The organism is Pseudomonas sp. Pse79 (assembly GCF_024519615.1).
Taxonomy (GTDB): domain Bacteria; phylum Pseudomonadota; class Gammaproteobacteria; order Pseudomonadales; family Pseudomonadaceae; genus Aquipseudomonas; species Aquipseudomonas veronii.
Map to the genome: position 1 here is coordinate 235,076 of NZ_JALJRR010000008.1, position 24,941 is coordinate 260,016.

Sequence of the window (24,941 nt, forward strand, 5' to 3'; positions counted from 1 at the left end):
GTGCGCCCTGCTGGGCGAAAGGAGGCCAGAATGAGCCTTGCAACGACGATTTTCCTGTTGATCTGCGGTTGGCTCGCAGTGGCCGCCGCCATGTTGTGGGGGGTGTTGCGCATTACCCGTCGGCACCATCACCCCCACGTCAAAGCGGCTGCATCCGCCAAGCCGCACAAGACGGCGGTGCATCACGCCTAGCCAGGCATGCAATTGAAGTCCTGCGTTGCCGCGACTTCCTTACCGTGACCATCCAAAAGCGATGCGCGCACGGTGGTGCCCAGGCTGGATTCGATCAGGGTGTAGTGTTCACCCGCCTTGAAGTTCTCGTACTCCACGCGGCCCTGGCAGTCCTGCTGGTTATCGTCGCCCGGCTCTTCCTCGAACAACGTCACATCCAAACGATGGGCTCCCGGCGGCACTTCGAAAAAGCGCCCGTCATCCACGCGTTTGCCGTCGACGCGCTCGGCCATCAGGTCATTCGGCGCTTCTTCTTTCAATCCGATCCAGGCTTCGCTGGGGTCGGCTTTGGGCATCGGGCCGGCGCAGGCCGACAGTAACAACACAGCGCTCAAGGCGGGAATCAGCAATAACGGTTTGAGTGACATGGCAGAACTCCAAAGAATTTCAGTTAAAAGACGCATCGCATCCGATGGGTCACAAGCTTGGAGAGCCGCCCTTTGTAGAACAAATGAATACACATGAAACGATCTTCAGCCCATACCTAAATCTTCCTTCACCTGGCTGAAAGGTGCGTGTTAGGTGGGTCGGGCAAGACTGCCGGGGTTTGCAATCCTGCTCCCTCGGAGGTTCACGCATGCTCGGGCTGGTAAAGACCGCACTGCAAAAGCCGTACACGTTTATCGTGTTGGCCATATTCATCTGCATCATCGGGCCGATGGCGGCCCTGCGAACCCCCACTGATGTATTCCCCGATATCGGCATCCCCGTCGTTGCAGTGGTCTGGCAGTACAACGGCCTGTCGCCGGACGCCATGGCCGGGCGGGTGATCTACACCTACGAACGCTCCCTGAGTACCACCGTCAACGACATCGAACACATCGAATCGCAATCCCTGCCGGGCATGGGCATCGTCAAGATCTTCTTCCAGCCCGGCGTCGACATCCGCACCGCCAACGCCCAGGTGACAGCGGTGTCACAAACCGTGCTCAAGCAAATGCCCCCCGGCATCACGCCGCCGCTGATCCTCAATTACAGCGCATCGACGGTGCCGATCCTGCAAATGGCGTTCTCCAGCCCGACACTGTCGGAAGCCAAGATCCGCGACCTGGTGCAGAACAATATCCGCCTGCCCCTCAGCGCCCTGCCCGGCCTGGCCATGCCCACGCCCATGGGTGGCAAGCAGCGGCAGATCACCCTCGACCTCGACCCGCAGGCGCTGGCCGCCAAAGGCTTGTCGGCGCAGGACGTGGGCAATGCCCTGGCGTTGCAAAACCAGATCATCCCGGTGGGCACCGCCAAGCTCGGCCCCAACGAATACACGATCCTGCTCAACAACAGCCCCAAGGCCATCGATGAACTCAACGACCTGCCGATCAAGACCGTCGACGGTGCGCTGATCACCATCGGCCAGGTGGCCCACGTGCGTGACGGTTCGCCACCGCAGACCAACATCGTGCGCGTCGACGGCCATCGCGCGGTGCTGATGCCAGCGTTGAAAAACGGCAGCATCTCCACCCTGTCGATCATCGACGGCATCCGCCAGATGCTGCCGCGCATCAACGAAACCCTGCCGCCGTCGCTGAAGACCTCATTGCTCGGCGATGCGTCGGTGTTCGTCAAACAATCGGTGGGCAGCGTGGCCCAGGAAGGCATCATCGCCGCGCTGCTGACCAGCGCGATGATCCTGCTGTTCCTCGGCAGCTGGCGCTCGACGCTGATCATCGCCGCCTCGATCCCCCTGGCGGTGCTCTCGGCCATCGCGCTGCTGGCGGTCAGCGGGCAAACCCTCAACGTGATGACCCTCGGCGGGTTGGCGTTGGCGGTGGGGATTCTGGTGGACGACGCCACGGTGACCATCGAAAACATCAGCTGGCACCTGGAACAGGGCAAGACGGTGAAGGCTGCGATCCTCGACGGCGCCGCGCAGATCGTCGGCCCGGCGTTCGTCTCGCTGCTGTGCATCTGCATCGTGTTCGTGCCGATGTTCTTGCTGCAAGGCATCGCCGGGTACCTGTTCCGGCCGATGGCCCTGGCGGTGATCTTCGCCATGGCCAGCTCGTTCATCCTCTCGCGCACCCTGGTGCCGACATTGGCGATGTACCTGCTCAAGCCGCACGCGCCGGAACCGGGCACCGGCCACCACCCGGAAGATGCGTTCATCAACCACCACGAAGGCGAGCAGCACACCAAACCACGCAATGCCGTGCTGCAGTCGGTGCTGAATTTCCAGCAGGGTTTCGAGCGGCACTTCTCGAACATCCGCGACACCTACCATGGCCTGCTGACGTTGGCCCTGGGCAATCGCAAGCGCTTCATCGTCGGCTTTTTAGCCTGTGTGCTCGCCTCGTTTTTGCTGCTGCCCAGCCTGGGCCAGGATTTCTTCCCGGCCACCGACGCCGGGGCGCTGGCGCTGCATGTGCGTTTGCCGCTGGGTACGCGGATCGAGGAAAGCGCTGCGGCGTTCGACCGGATCGAGGCGCGGATACGCGAAGTGATTCCAGCCGACGAACTCGACACCATCGTCGACAATATCGGCATTCCGCTGAGCGGCATCGACATGGCCTACAGCAGCAGCGGCACCATCGGCCCGCAGGACGGCGATATCCAGGTCAGCCTGAAACAACACCACGCGCCCACCGCCGACTACGTGAAAAAACTGCGTGAGGCGCTGCCGCAAAGTTTCCCTGGCAGCCACTTTGCGTTCCTGCCGGCGGACATCAGCAGCCAGATCCTCAACTTCGGCGCGCCGGCGCCGCTGGACGTGAAAATCTCCGGGCGCAGCGATGCCGAAAACCGCGCCTACGCCGTGGAACTGGAACGCCGTCTGCAACACGTACCGGGCATCGCCGACCTGCGCATCCAGCAGTCCACCGGCTACCCGTCGCTGCAAGTGAATGTCGACCGCCTGCGCGCCAACGGCCTGGGCATCACCGAGCGCGATGTGACCAACAGCATGGTCGCGTCGCTGGCCGGCAGCTCGCAAACCGCACCGACCTTCTGGCTCAACCCGGCCAACGGCGTGTCCTATTCCATCGTCGCCGCCACCCCGCAATACCGCCTCGACAGCCTGCCGGCGCTGGAAGCACTGCCGGTGACCGGTGCCGATGGCCAATCGCAAATCCTCGGCGGCGTGGCCAGCATCTCCCGCGTGCAAAGCCCGGCGGTGGTGACCCACTACAACATCGAACCGACCCTGGACCTCTACGCCAACGTGCAAGGCCGCGACCTCGGTGGCGTGGCCCGCGACGTGCAAAAAGTGCTGAACGACACCGCGTCCATGCGCCCCAAAGGCGCGACGATCAGCCTGCACGGGCAGATCGATGCGCTGCATGAAGCCTTCAGCGGTTTGAGCGTCGGCCTGCTCGGCGCGGTGGTGCTGATCTACCTGCTGATCGTGGTCAACTTCCAGTCGTGGGTCGACCCGTTCGTGATCATCACCGCGCTGCCGGCGGCATTGGCGGGGATCGTGTGGATGCTGTTCCTCAGCGGCACGTCGTTGTCGGTGCCGGCGTTGACCGGGGCCATCCTGTGCATGGGCGTGGCCACCGCCAACTCGATCCTGGTGGTGAGCTTCTGCCGGGAACGCCTGGCCGAACATGGCGATGCACTCAAGGCCGCACTGGAAGCCGGCTACACGCGCTTTCGTCCGGTGTGCATGACCGCCCTGGCGATGATCATCGGCATGCTGCCGCTGGCCTTGTCCGAGGAGCAGAACGCGCCGCTCGGCCGCGCCGTGATCGGTGGTCTGATCCTCGCCACCACCGCCACCCTGTTATTTGTTCCCGTGGTCTTCAGCCTGGTCCACGGTCGTCAGCCTATTCGCGCAACTGTTGGAGAAACGCCCCATGTCGTCTGATCACAAACCCTCGCGCAAGCGTCTGATGCTCATGGGTGTCGGCGGCCTGACCCTGGCCGCCCTGCTGGTCGCCAACGGCCTGTACGCCCGCACAATGCACGAGCGCTCCGTCACCGCCTGGACCGAAACCGCCGCCGTGCCGCAGGTGATGGTGTTCCAGCCGCAGCAGAACGTAGCCGGTGACACCCTGCGCCTGCCCGCTCACCTTGAAGCCTGGAGCAAGGCGCCGATCCATGCGCGGGTCAGCGGCTACTTGAAGGACTGGAAAGTCGACATCGGCAGCCAGGTCAAAGCCGGGCAAATCCTCGCCGAAATCGACAGCCCCGATCTCGATCAACAACTGGCGCAGACCCATGCGCGCCTGGTGCAGCAACAGGCCAATGCGCGGCTGGCCGCCACCACCGCGACGCGTTGGCAGAACCTGCTGGCCAGCCATTCGGTGTCGCGCCAGGAGGCCGATGAAAAAACCTCCAACGCCGCAGCGGCCAAAGCCAACGCCGAAGCCGCCGCTGCCGATTACGCACGCTTATCGGCGCTGGAAAGCTACAAGACTATCCGCGCGCCGTTCGCTGGCACCATCACTGCGCGCAACACCGACATCGGCCAGTTGATCAAGGCCGACACCGACAGCGACCCGGAGCTGTTCAACATCGCCGACACCCACCAGTTGCGCCTCTACGTGCCGGTGCCGCAGAACTACGCGGCCGTCATCCACCCCGGGCTTGAAGCCGAGCTGAGTGTTCCCGAGCACCCCGGCGAACACTTCAAGGCACACCTGATCGGCGACTCCACCGCCATCGACCGCCGCTCCGGCACCCTGCTCGCGCAGTTTGTCGCCGACAACCCCAACGGCGAGTTGCTGCCGGGCGATTACGCCGAAGCGACCCTGCCGATTCCGGCAGACACCCATGGCGTGAGCATCCCGGCCAGCGCGCTGATCTTCCGTGCCCAAGGCACCCAGGTCGCGGTGCTGGATGCGCAAAACCACATACACCTGCAGGCCATCCATATCGGCCTGGACCTGGGCGAACGCCTGGTGATCGACCAGGGCCTGAAACCCGCCGACCGCGTGGTCGACAACCCACCCGACGCCCTGCGCGAAGGCGACCCCGTGCAACTGGCCGACGCCTCCGGAGGTGCCCATGCGCCCAAGGCTTAAACCACTTGCCGCGGTGATGCTGCTGGCGTTGCAAGGTTGCTCGCTGGCACCGACCTACAACGTGCCGGCGATCGACCTGCCGGCCAACTATCGCGAACAGACCAGCGATGGCCCCTGGCACAGCGCGCAGCCGTCCGACCAACTGGCGCCGCAGTGGTGGACGCTCTACCGCGAACCGCGCCTGGATCAGTTGCAACAGCAATTGCTCAAGGCCAACCCGGACCTGGCGGCAGCGCTGGCGCACTTCGATGCATCCCAGGCGTATGCCAGCCAATTGCATGCCGGGCTGTTCCCGCAGATCACCGCCAGCGCACAACCGCTGCGTCAGCGCCAATCCGACTCGCGTCCGCTGCGCAGTACCACGCAGCCGTCGGTTTACAACAGCAACACGGCGGGGTTTTCGTTGAGCTACGACTTGGACCTGTGGGGCAAAATCCGCAACCAGGTGGCGGCGGGTGATGCGCAGGCGCAAGCGTCGGGCGACGATCTGGCAGTGGCGCGCCTGAGCTTGCAGCATCAGTTGGCGACCTTGTACGTGCAGCTCAATGGGCTGGATGCGCAAAGTCGGATTCTCAACAGCTCGCTGGAGGATTTCAGCCAGGCCCTGCAACTGACCCGCAGCCGCTACGAGGGCCAGATTGCTTCGGAACTGGACCTGACCCGCGCGCAAAACCAGCTCGCCCAAGCCAAGGCGCAACTGGATGAAGTGCGCGGGCAACGCAACCTCACCGAGCATGCCATCGGTGAACTGGTTGGCGTGGCGGCCAGCGACTTCACACTGCCGGCGAGCCAACAACTGATCGCCCTGCCGGGGATTCCGTCGCAACTGCCGAGCCACCTGCTGCAACGTCGCCCGGACATTGCGGCGGCCGAGCGCCGAGTGTTTGCGGCCAACGCAAATATCGGCGTGGCCAAGGCCGCGTGGTACCCGGATTTCAGTCTGACCGGGTTGATTGGCGGGCAGACCCAAGGCGTGGGGAATTTACTGTCGGCGGGCAATCGGTATTGGGCGCTGGGGCCGCTGATGAACTTGCCGATCTTCGATGGCGGTCGCTTGAGCGCCAACGAACGCCAGGCCAAGGCCGAGTTCGAACAAGCCTCGGCACAGTACCGCAGCCAGGTACTGAAAGCCGTGCGCGAGGTCGAAGACAACCTGGCACAGCTAAGGGATTTGCAGCAGGAGGCGCAGGATGAACAAGCCGCGGCAGATGCGGCGCAGCATACGCAAACGTTGGCGATGAACAGCTACCAGGCCGGCGCGGTGAGCTATCTGGATGTAGTGACCGCGCAGACAGCGGCGTTACAGGCACAGCGGACCTTGCAGGCGGTGCAGACACGGCAGTTGCAGGCGAGTGTGGGGCTGGTCACCGCGCTGGGCGGCGGCTGGCAACCTGGCGCCTGACGCTTTTTTTGTGCAAACCAGCTCAAAGGTGGGAGCTGGTTTGCCTTTGATGAGGCTGGATCAGCCAAACATCACCGACTGATCCAGCGCACATTCAGTCTTCCGACCGACTGTTGAGAAACACGGTCACTGCTGTGTAATCACTGTCATTGGCGTGTCGGTACGCGGTATTGCTGTGATAGCGGCGGCGTCAGTTCCGGCCTCATCGGGGGCAAGCCCCCTCCCACACTGGTCCGGCGCCAGACACACAATGTATGAACACCGCAGAGCCCATGTGGGAGGGAGCTTGCTCCCGATAGCGTTCGCACAGACACATCCTGCCAAAAGCCTGCCCTTCAATCTGCAGTTCACCCATCTAGCCTCTCAAAACACACCCAGAGAGAGGCCAGGGAATGCCCGACTTACCCGCTTCACACCGCCTGCGTATCGGCCGATTCAGCGAACCCAACCGTATCTACCTCATCACCACCAACACCCACGAACGCATCCCGATATTCAAGAGTTTCCATCTCGGTCGCTTGGTGGTCTGGCAGTTTCGGTCAGCCCAGTATCAGGGGCTGGCGAACTCCCTGGCATGGGTGATCATGCCGGACCATTTCCATTGGCTGCTCGAACTGAAAAAAGGCTCGCTGGCTGACCTGATGCGCCAGGTGAAGTCCAAAAGCACACGGAGCGTCAACGGTGCGAGCGGACGCAAGGGGCGGCTTTGGCAGGAAAGTTTCCATGACCGGGCACTGCGCAAGGAAGACGACCTGGTGAAAATGGCCAGGTATGTGGTGGCCAATCCATTGCGGGCGGGATTGGTTAGCCGGATTGGCGACTACCCGTTGTGGGATGCCATTTGGGTATAGACACAGTTCAACTGTGGGAGGGGGGGGCTTGCTCGCGATGGCGGTGGGTCAATCACATGTGTATCGGCTGAACCACTGCTATCGGGAGCAAGCTCCCTCCCACACTGATCCCGCGCCAGACACACAATGTATGAACACCGCAAAACCCATGTGGGAGGGGGCTTGCTCGCGATGGCGGTGGGTCAATCACATGTGTATTGGCTGAACCACTGCTATCGGGAGCAAGCTCCCTCACACACTGATCCTGCGCCAGACACACAATGTATGAACACCGCAAAACCCATGTGGGAGGGAGCTTGCTCCCGATAGCAGTGGTTCAGCCAGCTCATCTGTAACTGACCCACCGCCATCGCGAGCAAGCCCCCTCCCACAGGTTTTACCGCGTTTCAGGCCGCGCGTTTGCCGCTGGCGATGGCGGCCGAGGCGGCCACCATGGCCCGCAACAACACCGCACACCCCGCCGCCAGGTCATCCGGCGCGGCGTTTTCGATTTCGTTGTGGCTGATGCCGCCTTCGCATGGCACGAAGATCATCCCCGCCGGGCCGAGTTCGGCGACGAAGATCGCGTCGTGCCCTGCCCCGCTGACGATGTCCATGTTCGACAACCCCAACCCATTCGCCGCATCGCGCACTGCATCGACGCAACCCTTGTCGAAATACAGCGGCGGGAAGTCGGCGGTGGGTGTCATTTCAAAACTCAACCCATGCTTGGCGCAGGTCTCGTCGATCACCTGGCGTACCTGGGCGATCATCGAATCCAAGCGCGCCGGTTCCAGGTGGCGGAAGTCCAGGGTCATACGCACCTCACCCGGGATGACGTTGCGTGAGCCCGGATAAGCCTGCAAGCAACCGACAGTGCCACACGCATGCGGCTGATGCCCCAATGCCGCCGCATTCACCGCTGCGACCACGGCGGCCGCGCCGACCAGGGCGTCCTTGCGCAGGTGCATCGGCGTCGGCCCCGCGTGGGCTTCAACGCCGCGCAGGGTCAAGTCGAACCACTTTTGCCCGAGGGCACCGAGCACCACGCCGATGGTTTTCTTTTCATCCTCAAGAATCGGCCCCTGTTCGATATGTGCCTCGAAATAGGCGCCGACTTTGTGCCCACTCTCCGGCCGCGTCCCCGCATAGCCGATCGCATTCAGTGCCGCGCCGACGCTGATACCCTGCGCATCGACCTTGGCGAGGGTGTCGGCCAGGCTGAATTTCTCGGCAAACACCCCCGAGCCCATCATGCACGGCGGGAAGCGCGAGCCCTCTTCGTTGGTCCACACCACCACTTCCAGCGGCGCCTCGGTTTGCACCTTGAGGTCGTTGAGGGTGCGCAACACTTCCACACCGGCCAGCACGCCGAAGCAGCCATCGAACTTGCCACCGGTGGGCTGGGTGTCGATATGGCTGCCCGTCATCACTGGCGGCAGGTCGGGGTTACGCCCGGGGCGACGGGCGAAGATGTTGCCGATACCGTCGACGGTCACGCTGCACCCGGCCTCTTCGCACCATTGCACGAACAGGTCGCGGGCCTGGCGGTCGAGGTCAGTGAGGGCCAGGCGGCACACGCCGCCCTTGGCGGTGGCGCCGAGCTTGGCCAGCTCCATCAACGACTGCCACAAACGGTCGCGGTTGATGTGCTGATGGGTCGATTGCAGAACGTCCAGCGCAGCGTTCATGGGGATCTCCTCAGGCTACATGTTATGAATGGAATGCAGTTCAAAGGTGGGAGGGGGCTTGCTCCCGATTGCAGTGGGTCAGTCACCCATGCAGTGGTGGAATGACCACCTGTTTGACTGCATGCCATCGCGTTACAGCAGGGATTTGGCCGGCATCGGCGTCAGTCCACGCCTGGCATTCAGCCCGTAATACAACACGCCGCCCAACGCCGAACCGGTAAACCAGCCATAGCTGTAGAACCAGCTGAACACGTCGCTGCCCAATGACAGCAAGGTCAGCACCACCGGCACGCCAAACGCGACAAACCCGCTCCAGTTCCACGCCGGGTACACGTCGTCACGGTACAAACCGGCGAGGTCCAGGCGCTGTTTGCGCGTGATGAAGTAGTCCACCACCATGATCCCGGCGATCGGCCCCAGCAGGCTGGAATAGCCGAGCAACCAGTTGGAATACACCGTCTCCAGGCTCACATCGGAAACGATCAGCCCGAGCTTCTTCAGCAACTCGTGGCCCATCAACACCAACCCCACCAGGCCGGTGAGAATCACTGCCGAAGTGCGGTTGATCAGCTTGGGCGCGATGTTCTGGAAGTCGTTGGTGGGCGACACGATGTTCGCCGCCGTGTTGGTGGACAAGGTGGCGACGATGATCAATGCCATGGCCACGGCGACCCACACCGGGCTCTGGATATGCCCGATCAGCGTCACCGGGTCGGACACGCTGACGCCCACCAGTTTCACCGACGCGGCGGTCATGATCACACCGAGGGCGGCGAACAGGAACATGGTCAGCGGCAGGCCGAAAATCTGCCCGAGGATCTGGTCCTTCTGGCTCTTGGCGTAGCGGCTGAAGTCGGGAATATTCAGCGACAAGGTGGCCCAGAACCCCACCATCGCGGTCAGGCCGGCCATGAAGTAACCGGTCAGGCTTGCACCTTCGGGGCGTTTGGGCGGGATCGCCATCAACTCGCTGAGGGACACGTTCGGCATCGCCCACACCAGCAGGCCAATGCCCACCGCCACCAGCAGCGGCGCCGACAGGGTTTCCAGGCGCTTGATCGACTCGGCGCCGCGCAGCACCACCCACAGGTTGAGGGTCCAGAAGATCATGAAGCCGATCACCTCACCGGTGCCGCCCAAGGCCTTCCACCCCTCGAAAATCGAGCCCAGGAACAGGTGAATCGCCAGCCCGCCGAACATGGTCTGGATGCCGAACCAGCCGCACGCCACCAGCGCTCGGATCAGGCACGGCACGTTGGAACCGAGGATGCCGAACGACGAACGCAGCAACACCGGGAACGGAATGCCGTACTTGGTACCGGGGAAGGCGTTGAGGGTCAGCGGGATCAGCACCACGATATTGGCCAGGAGGATCGCCATCAGCGCCTCGCCCACCGACAAACCGAAGTACGCGGTAAGCACCCCGCCCAGCGTGTAGGTGGGCACGCAGATCGACATGCCGACCCACAGCGCGGTGATGTGCCACTTGTTCCACGTGCGTTCATGCACCTTGGTCGGTGCCATGTCGTGGTTGTAGCGAGGGCTGTCGAGGACGTCGGGGCCGGCGTCGAGTTCGTACAGGCCGTTGCGTTCAATAACTTGCGATCTGTTCTGTTGCATGGCCGCTCCACGGTTTTTTCGAATTATTGTTGCTCACCTGCAAGGTCGGTGCAGGTGGCCGGAGTACCTCGTAAACAACATGACATCAAGGGTCCGGCCAGCCGCCACTGCACTCAATAAACGTGCCGACAACCCGCCCTGACCCTGCACCGCATATATAACTCGCTGATGTTTATCAGCTTTATTTCAAACGCCGATGAGTCCTTCGGTACTTGCCGCGTGACGCAGGCTGGATAACGCGCAAGTTGTCCGAACGTTCAGGACTCAATCTGGTGCAACACAATTATTTTTATTTACCGCCGCCGTCAAGCGGCATGTCTCAAGCGCCTGATTTGCAATAAGAAATGTTGTTCATATTTGGAACCTGTCAAGTGCGTCAAAATGGTGATCAGTCGCCACATTTTGGTGATTTTGATTTTTTATCCTTATATTTCAATCAGTTAAAACACAACTAAGCGTAGTAAAAATCTTCTTGCTCATTCTAAAAACACCGGCTAGTTTCTATTCCTGTCACCGATGACAGGTTTTTACCAAGCCTGTGCTGAAAACAACTACAACACTTAGAACTGGCACCAGCCGGTCAAGCCTGTGAGGAACTCGACATGTCGCTGTTGATCCGTGGCGCCACCATCATTACCCACGACGAAAGTTACCGCGCCGATGTTTTATGCGCAGACGGTCTGATTCGCGCAATTGGCACGGGCCTGGATATTCCCGCTGGCACCGAAGTACTCGATGGCAGCGGCCAATACTTGATGCCCGGCGGCATCGACCCGCACACCCATATGCAACTGCCCTTCATGGGCACCGTGGCCAGTGAGGATTTTTTCAGCGGCACGGCGGCGGGTCTGGCGGGGGGCACCACCTCGATCATCGACTTTGTGATTCCCAACCCGCAGCAATCCTTGCTCGAAGCCTTTCACCAATGGCGCGGCTGGGCGCAGAAGTCGGCGGCCGACTATGGCTTTCACGTGGCGATCACCTGGTGGAGCGAGCAAGTGCGCGAGGAAATGGCCGAGCTGGTCAGCCATCACGGCGTCAACAGCTTCAAGCATTTCATGGCCTACAAGAACGCGATCATGGCGGCCGACGACACCTTGGTGGCCAGCTTCGAACGCTGCCTGGAGCTGGGCGCGGTACCCACCGTGCATGCGGAAAACGGCGAGCTGGTGTATCACCTGCAACGCAAGCTGATGGCCCAGGGCATCACCGGGCCGGAAGCGCACCCGCTGTCGCGTCCGTCCCAGGTCGAGGGCGAAGCCGCCAGCCGCGCGATCCGTATCGCCGAGACCATCGGCACGCCGTTGTACCTGGTACACGTCTCGACCAAAGAGGCGCTGGATGAAATCACCTATGCGCGCGGCAAGGGCCAGGCGGTGTACGGCGAAGTGCTCGCCGGGCATTTGCTGCTGGACGACAGCGTCTACCGCCACCCCGACTGGCAGACCGCCGCCGGCTACGTGATGAGCCCGCCGTTCCGCCCGCGCGGGCATCAAGAGGCGCTGTGGCATGGCCTGCAATCCGGCAACCTGCACACCACCGCCACCGACCACTGCTGCTTCTGCGCCGAGCAGAAAGCCGCCGGGCGTGACGATTTCAGCAAGATCCCCAACGGCACCGCCGGTATCGAAGACCGCATGGCGCTGTTGTGGGATGAAGGGGTCAACACCGGGCGCCTGTCGATGCAGGCGTTCGTCGCGCTGACCTCCACCAACACCGCGAAGATCTTCAACCTCTACCCGCGCAAAGGCGCAATCCGCGTCGGTGCCGATGCCGACCTGGTGCTGTGGGACCCCGAGGGCACGCGCACGATTTCCGCCAAGACCCACCACCAGAACGTCGACTTCAACATCTTCGAAGGCAAGACCGTGCGCGGCGTGCCGAGCCACACCATCAGCCAGGGCAAGCTGGTCTGGGCCGACGGCGACCTGCGCGCCGAACGCGGTGCCGGGCGGTATGTGGAACGGCCGGCGTATCCGTCGGTGTTCGAGCAGTTGAGCAAGCGGGCTGAGCGTTCCAAGCCGGTTGCTGTGAACCGCTGAGACCGCTATCGGGGGCAAGCCCCCTCCCACAATTGACCGCAGGCTTTCAGACACAATGCGATCACTGTGGGAGGGGGCTTGCCCCCGATGAGGCCAGCCCAGGCAACAAAAATGCCCGCCAGAGGCAATCCGAAAAAAAACCGTGAGGCCCACACCGTGATCCAGACCCTGACCCACCTCCCCCATCCCCATGAAGACGGGGCCACCCTCGCCAGCCATTTCACCGACCTGGCACCGCCCCTCAACGCTCGCCAGGCGCAACTGGAAGCCTCGCGCTGCCTGTATTGCTACGACGCGCCGTGCGTGAATGCGTGCCCCAGCGAAATCGACATCCCGTCGTTCATCCGCAACCTCCACACCGACAACGTGCAAGGCGCCGCGCAGAAGATTCTCTCGGCCAATATCCTCGGCGGCAGCTGCGCCCGGGTCTGCCCCACCGAGATCCTGTGCCAGCAAGCCTGCGTGCGTAACCACGGCGAAGAATGCGCGCCGGTGCTGATCGGCCTGTTGCAACGCTACGCCATCGACAACGCGCACTTCAGCGAACACCCGTTCCAGCGCGCCGCCACCACCGGCAAGCGCATCGCCGTGGTCGGCGCCGGACCGGCCGGCCTGGCCTGCGCCCATCGCGCCGCGTTGCACGGCCACGATGTGGTGATCTTCGAAGCCCGGGAAAAAGCCGGCGGCCTGAATGAATACGGGATCGCCAAGTACAAACTGGTGGATGACTTTGCGCAGAAGGAGCTGGAGTTCCTGCTGCAGATCGGCGGCATCGAGATCCGTCACGGCCAGCGCCTGGGCGACAACCTGTCGTTGAGCGAACTGCACCAGCACTTCGATGCGGTGTTCCTCGGCCTCGGCCTGGCCGCCAGCAAGCAACTCGGCCTGCCCCATGAGGACGCCCCCGGCCTGCTCGCCGCCACCGACTACATCCGCGAACTGCGCCAGGCCGACGACCTCACCCAATTGCCCCTGGCCGACCGCTGCATCGTGCTCGGTGCCGGCAACACCGCCATCGACATGGCCGTGCAAATGGCCCGCCTCGGCGCCCGCGACGTCAACCTGGTGTACCGCCGGGGCCTGGCGGACATGGGCGCCACCAGCCATGAGCAGGACATCGCCAAGGCCAATCAGGTTCGCCTGCTGACCTGGGCCCAGCCGGAGGAAGTGCTGCTGGACGAGCAAGGCCATGTGCGCGGCATGCGTTTCGCCCGCACGCACCTGGACAACGGGCGCCTGCAACCCACCGGCGAAACCTTCGAACTGGCCGCCGATGCGATCTTCAAGGCCATCGGCCAAGGTTTCGACAACGCCGCACTGCACGACCCGCTGGCCCAGCAACTGCAGCGGGTCGGCGAACGCATCTTCGTCGACGAACACCTGCGCACCAGCATCCCCGGCGTGTATGCCGGCGGCGACTGCGTCAGCCTCGGCCAGGACCTCACCGTACAGGCGGTGCAACACGGCAAGCTGGCGGCAGAAGCCATGCACGCCCAACTCATGCTCAACGTGGAGGCTGCGTAATGGCCGATCTCTCGATTGTCTTCGCCGGTATCAAAGCCCCCAACCCGTTCTGGCTGGCCTCCGCGCCGCCCACCGACAAAGCCTACAACGTGGTCCGCGCCTTTGAAGCGGGCTGGGGCGGCGTGGTCTGGAAAACCCTCGGGGAAGACCCGGCGGCGGTCAACGTGTCGTCGCGTTACTCGGCGCATTACGGCGCCAACCGCGAAGTGCTGGGCATCAACAACATCGAGCTGATCACCGACCGCTCTTTGGAGATCAACCTGCGCGAAATCACCCAGGTCAAAAAGGACTGGCCGGACCGCGCGCTGATCGTGTCGCTGATGGTGCCGTGCGTCGAAGAGTCCTGGAAAAACATCCTGCCGCTGGTGGAAGCCACCGGTTGCGACGGCATCGAGCTGAACTTCGGCTGCCCCCATGGCATGCCCGAGCGCGGCATGGGCGCGGCGGTCGGCCAGGTGCCGGAGTATGTGGAGCAAGTGACGCGCTGGTGCAAGACGTACTGTTCGCTGCCGGTGATCGTCAAGCTCACGCCGAATATCACCGACATCCGGGTGGCGGCGCGTGCGGCGTATCGCGGCGGTGCGGACGCGGTGTCGCTGATCAACACCATCAACTCCATCACCAGCGTGGACCTGGAGCGCATGGTCGCCCTGCCGACGGTCGGCACCCAGAGCACCCACGGCGGTTACTGCGGCTCGGCGGTCAAGCCGATCGCGCTGAACATGGTCGCCGAAATCGCCCGCGACCCGCAGACCCACGGCTTGCCGATCTGCGGCATTGGCGGCATCGGCAACTGGCGCGATGCGGCGGAATTCGTCGCCCTCGGCTGCGGCGCCGTGCAGGTGTGTACGGCGGCGATGCTGCATGGTTTTCGCATCGTCGAAGAAATGAAGGACGGCCTGTCGCGCTGGATGGACAGTCAGGGTTACACCAGCCTGCAGGATTTTTCCGGGCGCGCCGTGGGCAACACTACGGACTGGAAGTACCTGGATATCAACTACCAGGTGATCGCCAAGATCGATCAGGCCGCCTGCATCGGCTGCGGGCGTTGCCACATTGCCTGCGAAGATACGTCGCACCAGGCCATCGCCAGTTTGAAACAGGCGGACGGCACGCATAAGTACGAAGTGATCGATGACGAATGCGTGGGCTGCAACCTGTGCCAGATCACCTGCCCGGTGGCCGATTGCATCGAGATGGTGCCGGTGGACACCGGCAAGCCGTTCTTGAACTGGACCCAGGATCCGCGTAATCCGTACCGGGAAGCGGTGTAGTCCTGTAGAGCGCTATCGGGGGCAAGCCCCCTCCCACAGTTGACCGCATTCTTTCAGACAAAATGCAGTTCAATGTGGGAGGGGGCTTGCCCCCGATGAGGCCCTCAGCCTCACCACAAGCCTCAGGGCTCAAACAGTTGACCGCATTCTTTCAGACAAAATGCAGTTCATGTGGGAGGGGGCTTGCCCCCGATGAGGCCCTCAGCCTCACCACAAATGTGGGAGGGGGCTTGCCCCCGATGAGGCCCTCAGCCTCACCACAAGCCTCAAGGCTCCAACCCAATCCCGCGCAAAATCACACTGGTCACCGTCTGAATCGCCCTCTCGAACTGCATATCCGACAACGGCTGGTGATCGTTCAGAATCTTCACCTGATGATCAAAGTCGGCGTAGTGCTGGGTCGAGGCCCAGATCATATACAGCAGGCTCGCCGGCTCGACCGGCAGGATGCGTTTGTCTTCCACCCATTGGCGAATCTTCGCTTCCTTCATCTTGGCCCAGTCGTACAGGCTTTCATCCAGCGCCTCACCGAGCGTCGGCGCACCGTGGATGATTTCGTTGGCCCAGACCTTCGACCCATACGGCCGCGTGCGCGAGCGTTGCATCTTGGCGCGGATGTAGCTGCTGAGCACCACTCGCGGGTCATCGAAGGTTTCGAAGCTCAGGGCATCCTGCTTCCACACTTCCAACAGATCGAACAGCACCGCGCTGTACAGCTCGCTCTTGGTGGTGAAGTAGTAATGCAGGTTGGAACGCGGCAGTTGCACTTCGGCGGCAATATCGGCCATGGCGGTGCTGCCATAGCCCTTCTCGGCGAAGATTTTTTCCGCCGCCAGCAGGATTTTTTCGACGTTGACCCGACGAATTCCGATCTTGTGCTTGCCCATAAGGGCTCCCCGACAAAGACATAACGGAAAGACTACCACCCGCTCTAGATCGGGGCGACAGGAGGAGCCGAAACTTCGTACACTGCCCGTCCTATCCTTTGATTGGTATTGCTCAATGTTGATCAAGAAAACCCTGACCACCGTCGCTCTGCTGGCCTCGCTGCTGGGCGCCTCGGCGGCGTTTGCCCATGCTCACCTCAAGAGCGCGACGCCTGCGGCAGACAGCAGCGTCGCGGCACCGAACGATGTGCGCCTGACCTTCAGCGAAGGCGTGGAGGCGACCTTTTCCAAGGTTTCCCTGAGCAAGGACGGCACCGAAATCGCAATCAAGGGCCTGGCAACGCCGGATGCCGACAAGAAAACCCTGGTGGTGACGCCCGCCGCTCCTCTGGCAGCCGGTACCTACAAAGTGGTGTGGAACGCGGTCTCGGTCGACACCCACAAGAGCAACGGTGAATACAGCTTCAAGGTCGGCCAATAACCTATGGCGACGCTGCTGGTGCTGTGCCGTTTCCTGCATTTCATCGTCGTCTTGTTGATGTTCGGGGCCTGTGTATTCAGGCCCTGGCTGATGGGCAATGCACCGCAGCCGGCGCTGGACCGGCAAGTGCTGCGAATCAGCCGAGCACTGGCCTGGCTCGGGCTCGGCTCCGGCGTGGCCTGGTTGCTGCTGATCACGGTCAGCATGGCCGGCAGTTGGGACGCCGCACTGCAACCGGCCACTGTGCAATTGGTGCTGGGCAAGACCTTTTTCGGCCAAGTGTGGCTCTGGCATCTGCTGCTCAACGTGCTGCTGTTGATCGCCTTGATCAAACCCTGGTCGGCGTTGCGCCTGCCCTTGATCGGCCTGCTGCTGGCGACCCTGGCCCCGGTCGGTCACGGCGCCATGCTCAACGGGCTCAGCGGCCAGTTGCTGATCCTCAATCAGGTCGTCCACCTGGCGTGCGTGGGCGCCTGGCTTGGCGGTCTGCTGCTGTTGGTATTGATCCTGCGCCAACCGCAGCGCCATGGGCTGGAGCCGATTCTGCGGCGTTTCAGCGGCGCGGGTTATGGCCTGGTCGCCGGCTTACTGGTCACCGGCTTGATCAACGTGCGTGTATTGACCGGGCAACTGTGGCCCACCCCGCTGTTCAACGGTTTCGCCCTGATTCTGCTGATCAAGGCGATGCTGGTGCTGGGCATGTTGGCCCTGGCGCTGCTGAACCGCTTGCGTATCGAGCGCTGCGAACAACGACTGGAGACCTTGAAGGCCAGTGTGACGGCTGAATGGTTACTAGGTATTTCAGCGGTAGCCGCCGTCTCCCTCCTCGGCACGCTGCCCCCGATGGCGATGGCCGGCTGAATCCATAGTCAGCTTCCCCACTGGCCCACGACCACTTCTGCTCAGTGAAGCGTAGTCATCGTATAACTTCTGATTGACAAGCCACAAAAACCCCGCAAATATCGCCCCAATGTTGTACGACGACGTATGACAAATAATAAAAACAACAAACCCAAGGGAGCGTCACTGTGCGTCCATCCGCCCGCAATTCCTCCTCGCGTCTCGGCCTTATCGGCCTCGGCAGCCTGGCTTTCACCCTGCCCCTCATCGCCCAGGCCGAAGGGTTTGTCGACGACGCCAAGGCCACGCTCAACTTACGCAACGCCTACTTCAACCGCAATTTCACCAACCCGTCCAACCCCCAGGCCAAGGCCCAAGAGTGGACGCAGAACTTCATCCTCGACGCCAAATCCGGCTACACCCAGGGCACCGTGGGCTTCGGGATTGATGTGCTGGGCCTGTACTCGCAAAAGCTCGACGGCGGCAAAGGTACCGCTGGCACCCAGTTGCTGCCGGTTCACGACGACGGTCGCCCCGCCGACAACTTCGGGCGCCTGGGCGTGGCGCTGAAAACCAAGCTGTCGAAGACCGAACTGAAAGTCGGCGAATGGATGCCCGTGCTGCCGATTTTGCGTTCCGACGATGGCCGTTCCCTGCCGCAAACCTTCCAGGGCGGCCAGGTCACCTCCAATGAAATCGCCGGCCTGACCCTCTACGGCGGGCAGTTTCGCGGCAACAGCCCGCGCAACGATGCGAGCATGGAAGACATGTTCATGAACGGCAAAGCCGCCTTCACCTCAGACCGCTTCAACTTCGGCGGCGCCGAATACGCCTTCAACGACAAGCGCACCCAGGTCGGCCTGTGGTACGCCGAACTGACCGACATCTACCAACAGCAGTACCTCAACCTGACCCACAGCCAGCCGCTGGGCGACTGGACCCTGGGCGCCAACCTCGGCTTCTTCAACGGCAAGGAAGACGGCAGCGCCCTGGCCGGCGACCTCGACAACAAAACCGCGTTCGCCCTGCTCTCGGCCAAATACGGCGCTAACACCTTCTACGTCGGCCTGCAGAAACTCAGCGGCGACAGCGCATGGATGCGGGTCAACGGCACCAGCGGCGGCACCCTGGCCAACGACAGCTACAACGCCAGCTACGACAACGCCAAGGAGAAATCCTGGCAACTGCGCCACGACTTCAACTTCGCGGCGCTCGGCGTTCCGGGCCTGACCCTGATGAACCGCTACATCAGCGGCAGTAACGTCCACACCGGCACGATCACCGATGGCAAGGAATGGGGCCGCGAATCGGAACTGGCCTACACGGTGCAGAGCGGTGTTCTGAAGAACCTCAACGTGCGCTGGCGCAATTCGACCATGCGCCGGGACTTCAGCAATAACGAGTTCGATGAGAACCGGGTCTTCGTCAGCTACACGATTTCGTTGCTTTAAAGATCTAAAACCCGGGCACATCCATTGTGGGAGGGGGCTTGCTCCCGATGACGGTGTATCAGGCAATGTCTCTGTGACTGACCCACAGCCATCGGGGGCAAGCCCCCTCCCACATTGACAAGCGGGGACTCTCTAACAATACTTCGGCATAGTCATACGACAACCTACAACAAAAACTGGAATCCAGATGACCACCACTACCCCAGCGCCCTTCAACCGCCTCCTCCTCACCGGTGCCGCCGGCGGCCTCGGCAAAGTGCTGCGCGAACGCCTGCGGCCGTATGCCCAGGTGCTGCGCCTGTCGGATATCGCCGACATGGCCCCCGCCAGCGCCAATGAAGAAGTGCAGCCCTGCGACCTGTCCGACAAACACGCGGTACACCACCTGGTCGAAGGCGTCGACGCCATCCTGCATTTCGGTGGCGTATCCGTGGAGCGCTCGTTCGAAGAAGTCCTCGGCGCCAATATCTGCGGGATTTTTCACATCTACGAAGCCGCCCGCCGCCATGGCGTCAAGCGCGTGATTTTCGCCAGCTCCAACCATGTGATCGGCTTCTATCAACAGGGCGAGCACCTCGACGCCCACTCGCCGCGTCGCCCGGACAGTTACTACGGGCTGTCCAAGTCCTACGGCGAAGACATGGCCAGCTTCTACTTCGACCGCTACGGCATCGAGACCGTGAGCATCCGCATCGGCTCGTCGTTCCCCGAACCGCAGAACCGCCGGATGATGCACACCTGGCTGAGCTTCGATGACCTGACCCAACTGCTCGAACGCGCGCTGTACACGCCGAACGTCGGCCACACCGTGGTCTACGGCATGTCGGCCAACCTCGACACCTGGTGGGACAACCGCTACGCCGCACACCTGGGCTTCACCCCCAAAGACAGCTCCGAAGTATTCCGCGCCCAGGTCGAGCGCCAGCCGCCGCTGGCCGCCGACGACCCGGCCAAGGTCTACCAGGGCGGTGCGTTCTGCGCCGCCGGGCCGTTCGGTGACTGACGTCACACTAACCCAAGGGAGTGAGTTGCCATGACCGCTGAATTGATTGTCGACGCCCGCAACGCCGTAGGCGAATGCCCGGTGTGGGTGCCCGAAGAAAACGCCCTGTACTGGGTGGATATTCCCAACGGCGGCCTGCAACGCTGGAGCGCCGCCACCGGCCATATCGACGCGTGGAAAGCCCCGCAGATGCTCGCCTGCATTGCCCGCACCGATGCGGGCAACTGGGTCGCCGGGATGGAAAGCGGCTTTTTCCAGCTCACCGCGCACAACGACGGCAGCCTCGACACCACGCCCCTGGCCGAGGTCGCGCACCCGCGCGCGGACATGCGCCTGAACGATGGGCGCTGCGATCGCCAGGGCCGGTTTTGGGCCGGCAGCATGGTGCGGGACATGAGCGCAAATGCGCCCGCAGGCATCCTCTACCGTTACGCGTCGGGCGCCGCGCCGCATGCGCAGTTGGACGGCTTTATCACCCTCAATGGCCTGGCCTTCAGCCCCGATGGCCGCACGATGTATGTCTCGGACTCGCACCCGCTGGTGCAACAGATCTGGGCCTTCGACTACGACACCGACACCGGCACACCGTCCAACCGCCGCGTGTTTGTCGACATGCAGCCACACCAAGGCCGCCCTGACGGCGCAGCCGTGGATGTCGACGGCGGCTACTGGATCTGCGCCAACGACGCCGGCCTGATCCACCGCTTCACCCCCGACGGTCGCCTGGACCGCTCCCTGCGCGTGCCGGTGAAAAAACCCAGCATGTGCGCCTTTGGCGGCAGTCGCCTGGACACCCTGTTCGTCACCTCGATCCGTGACGACCAGAGCGAGCAGTCGCTGTCCGGCGGCGTATTCGCCCTCAACCCCGGCACGACAGGACTGCCCGAACCCCGCTTCGCCCTCTAGCTGCATCGCTGTGCCTTGAATACAACAATAACAAGACAGGAGTGACCGCTCATGGACTTCAAACGCACCTTGCTCGCCGCCGCAATCTTCACCCTCAGCAGCGCCGCCCACGCGCTGGAAATCAAATTCGCCGACATCCACCCCGCCGGCTACCCCACCGTCGTGGCCGAAGAGAACATGGGCAAGGCCCTCACCCAAGAAAGCAACGGCGAACTGACCTTCAAGTACTTCCCCGGGGGCGTCCTGGGTTCGGAAAAAGAAGTCGTCGAACAAGCCCAGGTCGGCGCGATCCAGATGACCCGGGTCAGCCTCGGCATCGTCGGCCCGGTGGTGCCGGACGTGAACGTGTTCAACCTGCCATTCGTGTTCCGCGACCAGGCGCATATGCGCAAAGTCATCGACGGCGAGATCGGCGATGAAATCCTCGCCAAGATCACCGACTCCGAATTCGGCCTGGTCGCCCTGGCCTGGATGGACGGCGGCACGCGCAACCTCTACAGCAAAAAACCGGTGCGCAAGATCGAAGACCTCAAGGGCATGAAGATTCGCGTGCAGGGCAACCCGCTGTTCATCGATGCCTTCAACGCCATGGGTGCCAACGGTATCGCCATGGACACCGGCGAGATCTTCAGTGCCTTGCAGACCGGGGTGATCGACGGTGCCGAGAACAACCCACCCACCCTGCTGGAACACAACCACTTTCAGAACGCCAAGTACTACACCCTCACCGAGCACCTGATCCTGCCCGAGCCGATCGTGATGTCGAAAATCACCTGGAACAAGCTCACCCCCGCGCAACAGCTCATGGTGAAGAACGCCGCCAAGGCCGCCCAGGCCGATGAGCGTGTGCTGTGGGATAAAAAATCCGCCAGCAGCGAGGAAAAACTCAAGGCGGCTGGCGTGGAGTTCATCCGCGTCGACAAACAGCCCTTCTACGACGCCACCGCCGCGGTTCGCGCCAAGTACGGCGCGCCTTACGCCGACATCATCGCGCGCATCGACGCCGTTCAATAACCCGCCCCGCCTCTCGCATAAGGCCCGGCGCGGTCGGCATCGACGCGCCCGGTCACGGTGAACGCCATGAAGAATCTAGTGCTGCGCATCAACGACCGCCTCTACATGACCTGTATCTGGGTCGCCGGCCTCTCGGTCCTCGGGGTCGCGCTGATCATCCCCTGGGGCATCTTCGCCCGCTACATCCTCGGCACCGGCTCCAGCTGGCCGGAGCCCACCGCCATCCTGCTGATGCTGGTGTTCACCTTTATCGGCGCCGCCGCCAGCTACCGCGCCGGGGCGCATATGTCGGTGGCGATGATCACCGACCGCCTGCCTGCGCGCCAACGCCAGGTCGTCGGCATCCTCTCGCAACTGCTGATGGGCACCATCTGCCTGTTCATGACCATTTGGGGCAGCAAGCTGTGCCTGTCCACCTGGAACCAGTTCATGAGCGCCATCCCCACTCTGCGCGTGGGCATCACCTACATGCCGATCCCGATCGGCGGGTTGCTGACCCTGGTCTTCGTGGTGGAAAAACTCGTGCTCGGTGACCAGAGCAACCGACGGGTCGTGCGCTTCGATCTGGTTGAAGAAAGCGAAGGGGCTGCCTGATATGGACGCATTGATTCTGTTGGGCAGCTTTGTCGGCTTGATCCTGATCGGCATGCCAGTGGCCTATGCCCTGGGCCTGTCGGCGTTGATCGGCGCGTGGTGGATCGACATTCCGTACCAGGCCCTGATGATTCAGATCGCTGGCGGGGTGAACAAATTTTCGCTGATGGCGATTCCGTTCTTCGTGCTGGCCGGCGCGATCATGGCCGAGGGCGGCATGTCGCGGCGGCTGGTGGCGTTCGCCGGGGTGCTGGTGGGTTTTGTGCGCGGCGGCTTGTCCCTGGTGAACATCATGGCCTCGACGTTTTTCGGTGCGATCTCCGGCTCCTCGGTGGCCGACACCGCCTCGGTCGGCTCGGTGCTGATCCCGGAGATGGAACGCCGTGGCTACCCCCGGGAGTTCGCCACGGCGGTGACCATCAGCGGTTCGGTGCAAGCACTGTTGACCCCGCCCAGCCACAACTCGGTGCTCTACTCCCTGGCGGCGGGCGGCACGGTGTCGATCGCCTCGCTGTTCATGGCCGGCGTGGTCCCGGGCCTGCTGATGAGCGCGTGCCTGATGGTGCTGTGCCTGATCTTCGCGAAGAAGCGCGACTACCCCAAGGGCGAAGTCATCCCGCTCAAGCAAGCGCTGAAAATCTGCGCCGACGCACTGTGGGGCCTGATGGCCATGGTGATCATCCTCGGCGGCATCCTGTCGGGCATCTTCACCGCCACCGAGTCCGCTGCGATCGCGGTGCTGTGGGCATTCTTCGTGACCATGTTCATCTACCGCGACTACAAATGGAACGAGCTGCCCAAGCTGATGCACCGCACGGTACGCACCATTTCCATCGTGATGATCCTGATCGCCTTCGCGGCCAGCTTCGGCTACATCATGACCCTGATGCAGATCCCGGCGAAGATCACCACGCTGTTCCTGACCCTGTCGGACAACCGCTACGTGATCCTGATGTGCATCAACGCCATGCTGCTGTTGCTCGGCACGGTGATGGACATGGCGCCGCTGATTTTGATCCTCACGCCGATCCTGCTGCCGGTGGTGCTCGGCATCGGCGTCGACCCGGTTCACTTCGGCATGATCATGCTGGTCAACCTCGGCATCGGCCTGATCACGCCACCGGTCGGCGCGGTGCTGTTCGTGGGGGCGGCGGTGGGCAAGGTGAGCATCGAGAACACCGTGAAGGCGCTGCTGCCGTTCTATGGCGTGCTGTTTTTGGTGCTGATCGCGGTGACTTACATTCCGGCGTTATCGCTGTGGCTGCCAGGGCTGGTGCTGTGATGCTGATTGAACTGGAAGATCACCTGACCCACCTCACCCTCGCCCCGGCCGTGGGCGGCAGCATCGTCAACTGGCGCGTGCGCGCCAGCGGCCAGCCCCTGCTGCGGCCTAGCGATCAAGCGGCGCTGGACAGCGGCCTGCCCGGCAAACTGGCCTGCTATCCCCTCGCGCCGTGGTCCAATCGCATTGCCAACGGCGGTTTCGACACGCCCGCCGGCTGGCTGGCACTCACGCCCAACAGCGCGACCGATCCGCTGCCGATTCACGGTTCGGCGTGGCAACAGGCGTGGCGCGTGGTCAGCCAGTCGGCGGATGAAGTGCTGCTTGCGCTGGAATGCGCCACGCCGTTCGCCTATCGCGCCGAGCAGCGGTTTGGGTTGAGCAACGGCGTGTTGAGTATCGGGCTGAGCGTGACGCATCTGGCCGAAGCCGCCGCGTGGCACGGTTTGGGCTTGCATCCTTACTTCCCGCGCCGGGCGGGTACGCGGTTGCAGGCCAAGGCTGGGCAGGTATGGATGAGTGATGCGTCCAAGCTGCCGACGGCGCTGGCACCCGTACACGCCGATTGGGATTTCCAACAGCTCAAGGGGTTGCCCCAAGCGTTGGTCGACAACGGTTTTTGCCAATGGGACGGGCATTGCCGGATCGAACAGCCGGAGCTGGGTTACACCCTGGAATGCCAGGCCACCGGCGCCGATTACTTCTTGCTGTACTGCCCGCCGGGGCTGGGGTTCTTCTGCATCGAGCCGGTGAGCCATCCGGTGAATGCCCATCACTTGCCGGGCAGGCCGGGCCTGAAACTGCTGGAACACAACCAGTCAACCCAACTCAATTTCACCCTGAAATACATTCCAACTGTGGGAGGGGGCTTGCCCCCGATGGCAGTGTGTCAGCCACTACATGCATGACTG

21 protein-coding genes are annotated in these 24,941 nt (G+C 62.7%); 17 read left to right on the top strand and 4 right to left on the bottom strand.

Going from position 1 to position 24,941, the window contains the following annotated elements:
- Nucleotides 1–30 precede the first annotated feature (30 nt).
- Nucleotides 31–192: a hypothetical protein gene (locus NR164_RS13215; protein WP_164887010.1), complete on the top strand. Its 162-nt coding sequence runs from the start codon at nt 31–33 to the stop codon at nt 190–192.
- Here the strand turns inward: NR164_RS13215 and NR164_RS13220 are convergent.
- Nucleotides 189–599, bottom strand: coding sequence for a hypothetical protein (locus NR164_RS13220; protein ID WP_057004473.1), 411 nt, complete (start codon nt 597–599; stop codon nt 189–191). The two genes, NR164_RS13215 and NR164_RS13220, sit on opposite strands and share 4 nt — an antisense overlap.
- 209 nt (nt 600–808) lie before the next feature.
- Between NR164_RS13220 and NR164_RS13225 the strand changes: the two genes are divergently transcribed.
- The 4 genes from NR164_RS13225 (at nt 809) to NR164_RS13240 (ending at nt 7,442) form a co-directional block, all read left to right on the top strand.
- Nucleotides 809–4,030 (top strand): efflux RND transporter permease subunit, encoded by a 3,222-nt coding sequence (locus tag NR164_RS13225; protein ID WP_256822840.1) that lies wholly within the window; start codon nt 809–811, stop codon nt 4,028–4,030.
- A complete protein-coding gene (locus tag NR164_RS13230; RefSeq protein WP_046382834.1) occupies nt 4,020–5,189 on the top strand; it encodes an efflux RND transporter periplasmic adaptor subunit in 1,170 nt (389 codons plus the stop codon). The genes NR164_RS13225 and NR164_RS13230 overlap by 11 nt, the downstream gene beginning before the upstream one ends.
- A complete protein-coding gene (locus NR164_RS13235; RefSeq protein ID WP_079444241.1) occupies nt 5,173–6,591 on the top strand; it encodes an efflux transporter outer membrane subunit in 1,419 nt (472 codons plus the stop codon). The genes NR164_RS13230 and NR164_RS13235 overlap by 17 nt, the downstream gene beginning before the upstream one ends.
- Nucleotides 6,592–6,983: 392 nt before the next feature.
- A complete protein-coding gene (locus NR164_RS13240) occupies nt 6,984–7,442 on the top strand; it encodes a transposase (protein WP_079444242.1) in 459 nt (152 codons plus the stop codon).
- 386 nt (nt 7,443–7,828) lie between these two features.
- Here the strand turns inward: NR164_RS13240 and NR164_RS13245 are convergent, their stop codons facing one another.
- Complete coding sequence (locus tag NR164_RS13245; RefSeq protein ID WP_046382831.1) at nt 7,829–9,112, bottom strand: Zn-dependent hydrolase; 1,284 nt, start codon at nt 9,110–9,112, stop codon at nt 7,829–7,831.
- Between the two features lie 132 nt (nt 9,113–9,244).
- Nucleotides 9,245–10,732 carry an NCS1 family nucleobase:cation symporter-1 gene (locus NR164_RS13250; protein ID WP_046485631.1) on the bottom strand — a complete coding sequence of 496 codons (1,488 nt, stop codon included), beginning with the start codon at nt 10,730–10,732 and terminating at the stop codon, nt 9,245–9,247.
- A 602-nt stretch (nt 10,733–11,334) separates the two neighbouring features.
- Here NR164_RS13250 and hydA point away from each other — a divergent pair.
- The 3 genes from hydA to preA all read left to right on the top strand — a co-directional run bounded on the left by hydA (nt 11,335) and on the right by preA (nt 15,572).
- A complete protein-coding gene (hydA, locus tag NR164_RS13255; RefSeq protein ID WP_046382829.1) occupies nt 11,335–12,774 on the top strand; it encodes a dihydropyrimidinase in 1,440 nt (479 codons plus the stop codon).
- Nucleotides 12,775–12,930: 156 nt separating this feature from the next.
- On the top strand, nt 12,931–14,298 hold the full coding sequence (locus tag NR164_RS13260) for an NAD(P)-dependent oxidoreductase (RefSeq protein ID WP_104904530.1): 1,368 nt from the start codon (nt 12,931–12,933) through the stop codon (nt 14,296–14,298).
- Nucleotides 14,298–15,572: an NAD-dependent dihydropyrimidine dehydrogenase subunit PreA gene (preA, locus tag NR164_RS13265; RefSeq protein WP_017847462.1), complete on the top strand. Its 1,275-nt coding sequence runs from the start codon at nt 14,298–14,300 to the stop codon at nt 15,570–15,572. Before NR164_RS13260 ends, preA begins: the two co-directional genes overlap by 1 nt.
- A gap of 266 nt (nt 15,573–15,838) precedes the next feature.
- Here the strand turns inward: preA and NR164_RS13270 are convergent, their stop codons facing one another.
- On the bottom strand, nt 15,839–16,459 hold the full coding sequence (locus tag NR164_RS13270; protein ID WP_017847463.1) for a TetR/AcrR family transcriptional regulator: 621 nt from the start codon (nt 16,457–16,459) through the stop codon (nt 15,839–15,841).
- Between the two features lie 115 nt (nt 16,460–16,574).
- Between NR164_RS13270 and copC the strand changes: the two genes are divergently transcribed.
- The 9 genes from copC (at nt 16,575) to NR164_RS13315 (ending at nt 24,938) form a co-directional block, all read left to right on the top strand.
- On the top strand, nt 16,575–16,940 hold the full coding sequence (copC, locus tag NR164_RS13275) for a copper homeostasis periplasmic binding protein CopC (protein WP_017847464.1): 366 nt from the start codon (nt 16,575–16,577) through the stop codon (nt 16,938–16,940).
- A gap of 3 nt (nt 16,941–16,943) precedes the next feature.
- Entirely contained in the window at nt 16,944–17,801 is an 858-nt protein-coding gene (gene copD, locus NR164_RS13280) for a copper homeostasis membrane protein CopD (protein WP_046382826.1), read from the top strand.
- Between the two features lie 167 nt (nt 17,802–17,968).
- Nucleotides 17,969–19,231, top strand: coding sequence for an OprD family porin (locus NR164_RS13285; RefSeq protein WP_256822841.1), 1,263 nt, complete (start codon nt 17,969–17,971; stop codon nt 19,229–19,231).
- A 187-nt stretch (nt 19,232–19,418) separates the two neighbouring features.
- Entirely contained in the window at nt 19,419–20,234 is an 816-nt protein-coding gene (locus NR164_RS13290; RefSeq protein ID WP_079444245.1) for an NAD(P)-dependent oxidoreductase, read from the top strand.
- Between the two features lie 30 nt (nt 20,235–20,264).
- Nucleotides 20,265–21,140 carry an SMP-30/gluconolactonase/LRE family protein gene (locus NR164_RS13295; protein ID WP_102617282.1) on the top strand — a complete coding sequence of 292 codons (876 nt, stop codon included), beginning with the start codon at nt 20,265–20,267 and terminating at the stop codon, nt 21,138–21,140.
- A gap of 51 nt (nt 21,141–21,191) precedes the next feature.
- Nucleotides 21,192–22,154 (top strand): TRAP transporter substrate-binding protein, encoded by a 963-nt coding sequence (locus NR164_RS13300; RefSeq protein ID WP_193039815.1) that lies wholly within the window; start codon nt 21,192–21,194, stop codon nt 22,152–22,154.
- 66 nt (nt 22,155–22,220) lie between these two features.
- Complete coding sequence (locus tag NR164_RS13305; protein ID WP_057004482.1) at nt 22,221–22,748, top strand: TRAP transporter small permease; 528 nt, start codon at nt 22,221–22,223, stop codon at nt 22,746–22,748.
- Nucleotide 22,749: 1 nt separating this feature from the next.
- On the top strand, nt 22,750–24,030 hold the full coding sequence (locus tag NR164_RS13310; protein ID WP_017847471.1) for a TRAP transporter large permease: 1,281 nt from the start codon (nt 22,750–22,752) through the stop codon (nt 24,028–24,030).
- Nucleotides 24,030–24,938 (top strand): aldose 1-epimerase, encoded by a 909-nt coding sequence (locus NR164_RS13315; RefSeq protein ID WP_256822842.1) that lies wholly within the window; start codon nt 24,030–24,032, stop codon nt 24,936–24,938. The genes NR164_RS13310 and NR164_RS13315 overlap by 1 nt, the downstream gene beginning before the upstream one ends.
- Nucleotides 24,939–24,941 lie beyond the last annotated feature (3 nt).

Coding starts and splice junctions, on each gene's coding strand:
- NR164_RS13215 (WP_164887010.1), top strand. CDS start 31: ATGAGCCTTGCAACGACGATTTTCCTGTTGATCTGCGGTTGGCTCGCA.
- NR164_RS13220 (WP_057004473.1), bottom strand. CDS start 599: ATGTCACTCAAACCGTTATTGCTGATTCCCGCCTTGAGCGCTGTGTTG.
- NR164_RS13225 (WP_256822840.1), top strand. CDS start 809: ATGCTCGGGCTGGTAAAGACCGCACTGCAAAAGCCGTACACGTTTATC.
- NR164_RS13230 (WP_046382834.1), top strand. CDS start 4,020: ATGTCGTCTGATCACAAACCCTCGCGCAAGCGTCTGATGCTCATGGGT.
- NR164_RS13235 (WP_079444241.1), top strand. CDS start 5,173: ATGCGCCCAAGGCTTAAACCACTTGCCGCGGTGATGCTGCTGGCGTTG.
- NR164_RS13240 (WP_079444242.1), top strand. CDS start 6,984: ATGCCCGACTTACCCGCTTCACACCGCCTGCGTATCGGCCGATTCAGC.
- NR164_RS13245 (WP_046382831.1), bottom strand. CDS start 9,112: ATGAACGCTGCGCTGGACGTTCTGCAATCGACCCATCAGCACATCAAC.
- NR164_RS13250 (WP_046485631.1), bottom strand. CDS start 10,732: ATGCAACAGAACAGATCGCAAGTTATTGAACGCAACGGCCTGTACGAA.
- hydA (WP_046382829.1), top strand. CDS start 11,335: ATGTCGCTGTTGATCCGTGGCGCCACCATCATTACCCACGACGAAAGT.
- preA (WP_017847462.1), top strand. CDS start 14,298: ATGGCCGATCTCTCGATTGTCTTCGCCGGTATCAAAGCCCCCAACCCG.
- NR164_RS13270 (WP_017847463.1), bottom strand. CDS start 16,459: ATGGGCAAGCACAAGATCGGAATTCGTCGGGTCAACGTCGAAAAAATC.
- copC (WP_017847464.1), top strand. CDS start 16,575: ATGTTGATCAAGAAAACCCTGACCACCGTCGCTCTGCTGGCCTCGCTG.
- copD (WP_046382826.1), top strand. CDS start 16,944: ATGGCGACGCTGCTGGTGCTGTGCCGTTTCCTGCATTTCATCGTCGTC.
- NR164_RS13290 (WP_079444245.1), top strand. CDS start 19,419: ATGACCACCACTACCCCAGCGCCCTTCAACCGCCTCCTCCTCACCGGT.
- NR164_RS13295 (WP_102617282.1), top strand. CDS start 20,265: ATGACCGCTGAATTGATTGTCGACGCCCGCAACGCCGTAGGCGAATGC.
- NR164_RS13300 (WP_193039815.1), top strand. CDS start 21,192: ATGGACTTCAAACGCACCTTGCTCGCCGCCGCAATCTTCACCCTCAGC.
- NR164_RS13305 (WP_057004482.1), top strand. CDS start 22,221: ATGAAGAATCTAGTGCTGCGCATCAACGACCGCCTCTACATGACCTGT.
- NR164_RS13310 (WP_017847471.1), top strand. CDS start 22,750: ATGGACGCATTGATTCTGTTGGGCAGCTTTGTCGGCTTGATCCTGATC.
- NR164_RS13315 (WP_256822842.1), top strand. CDS start 24,030: ATGCTGATTGAACTGGAAGATCACCTGACCCACCTCACCCTCGCCCCG.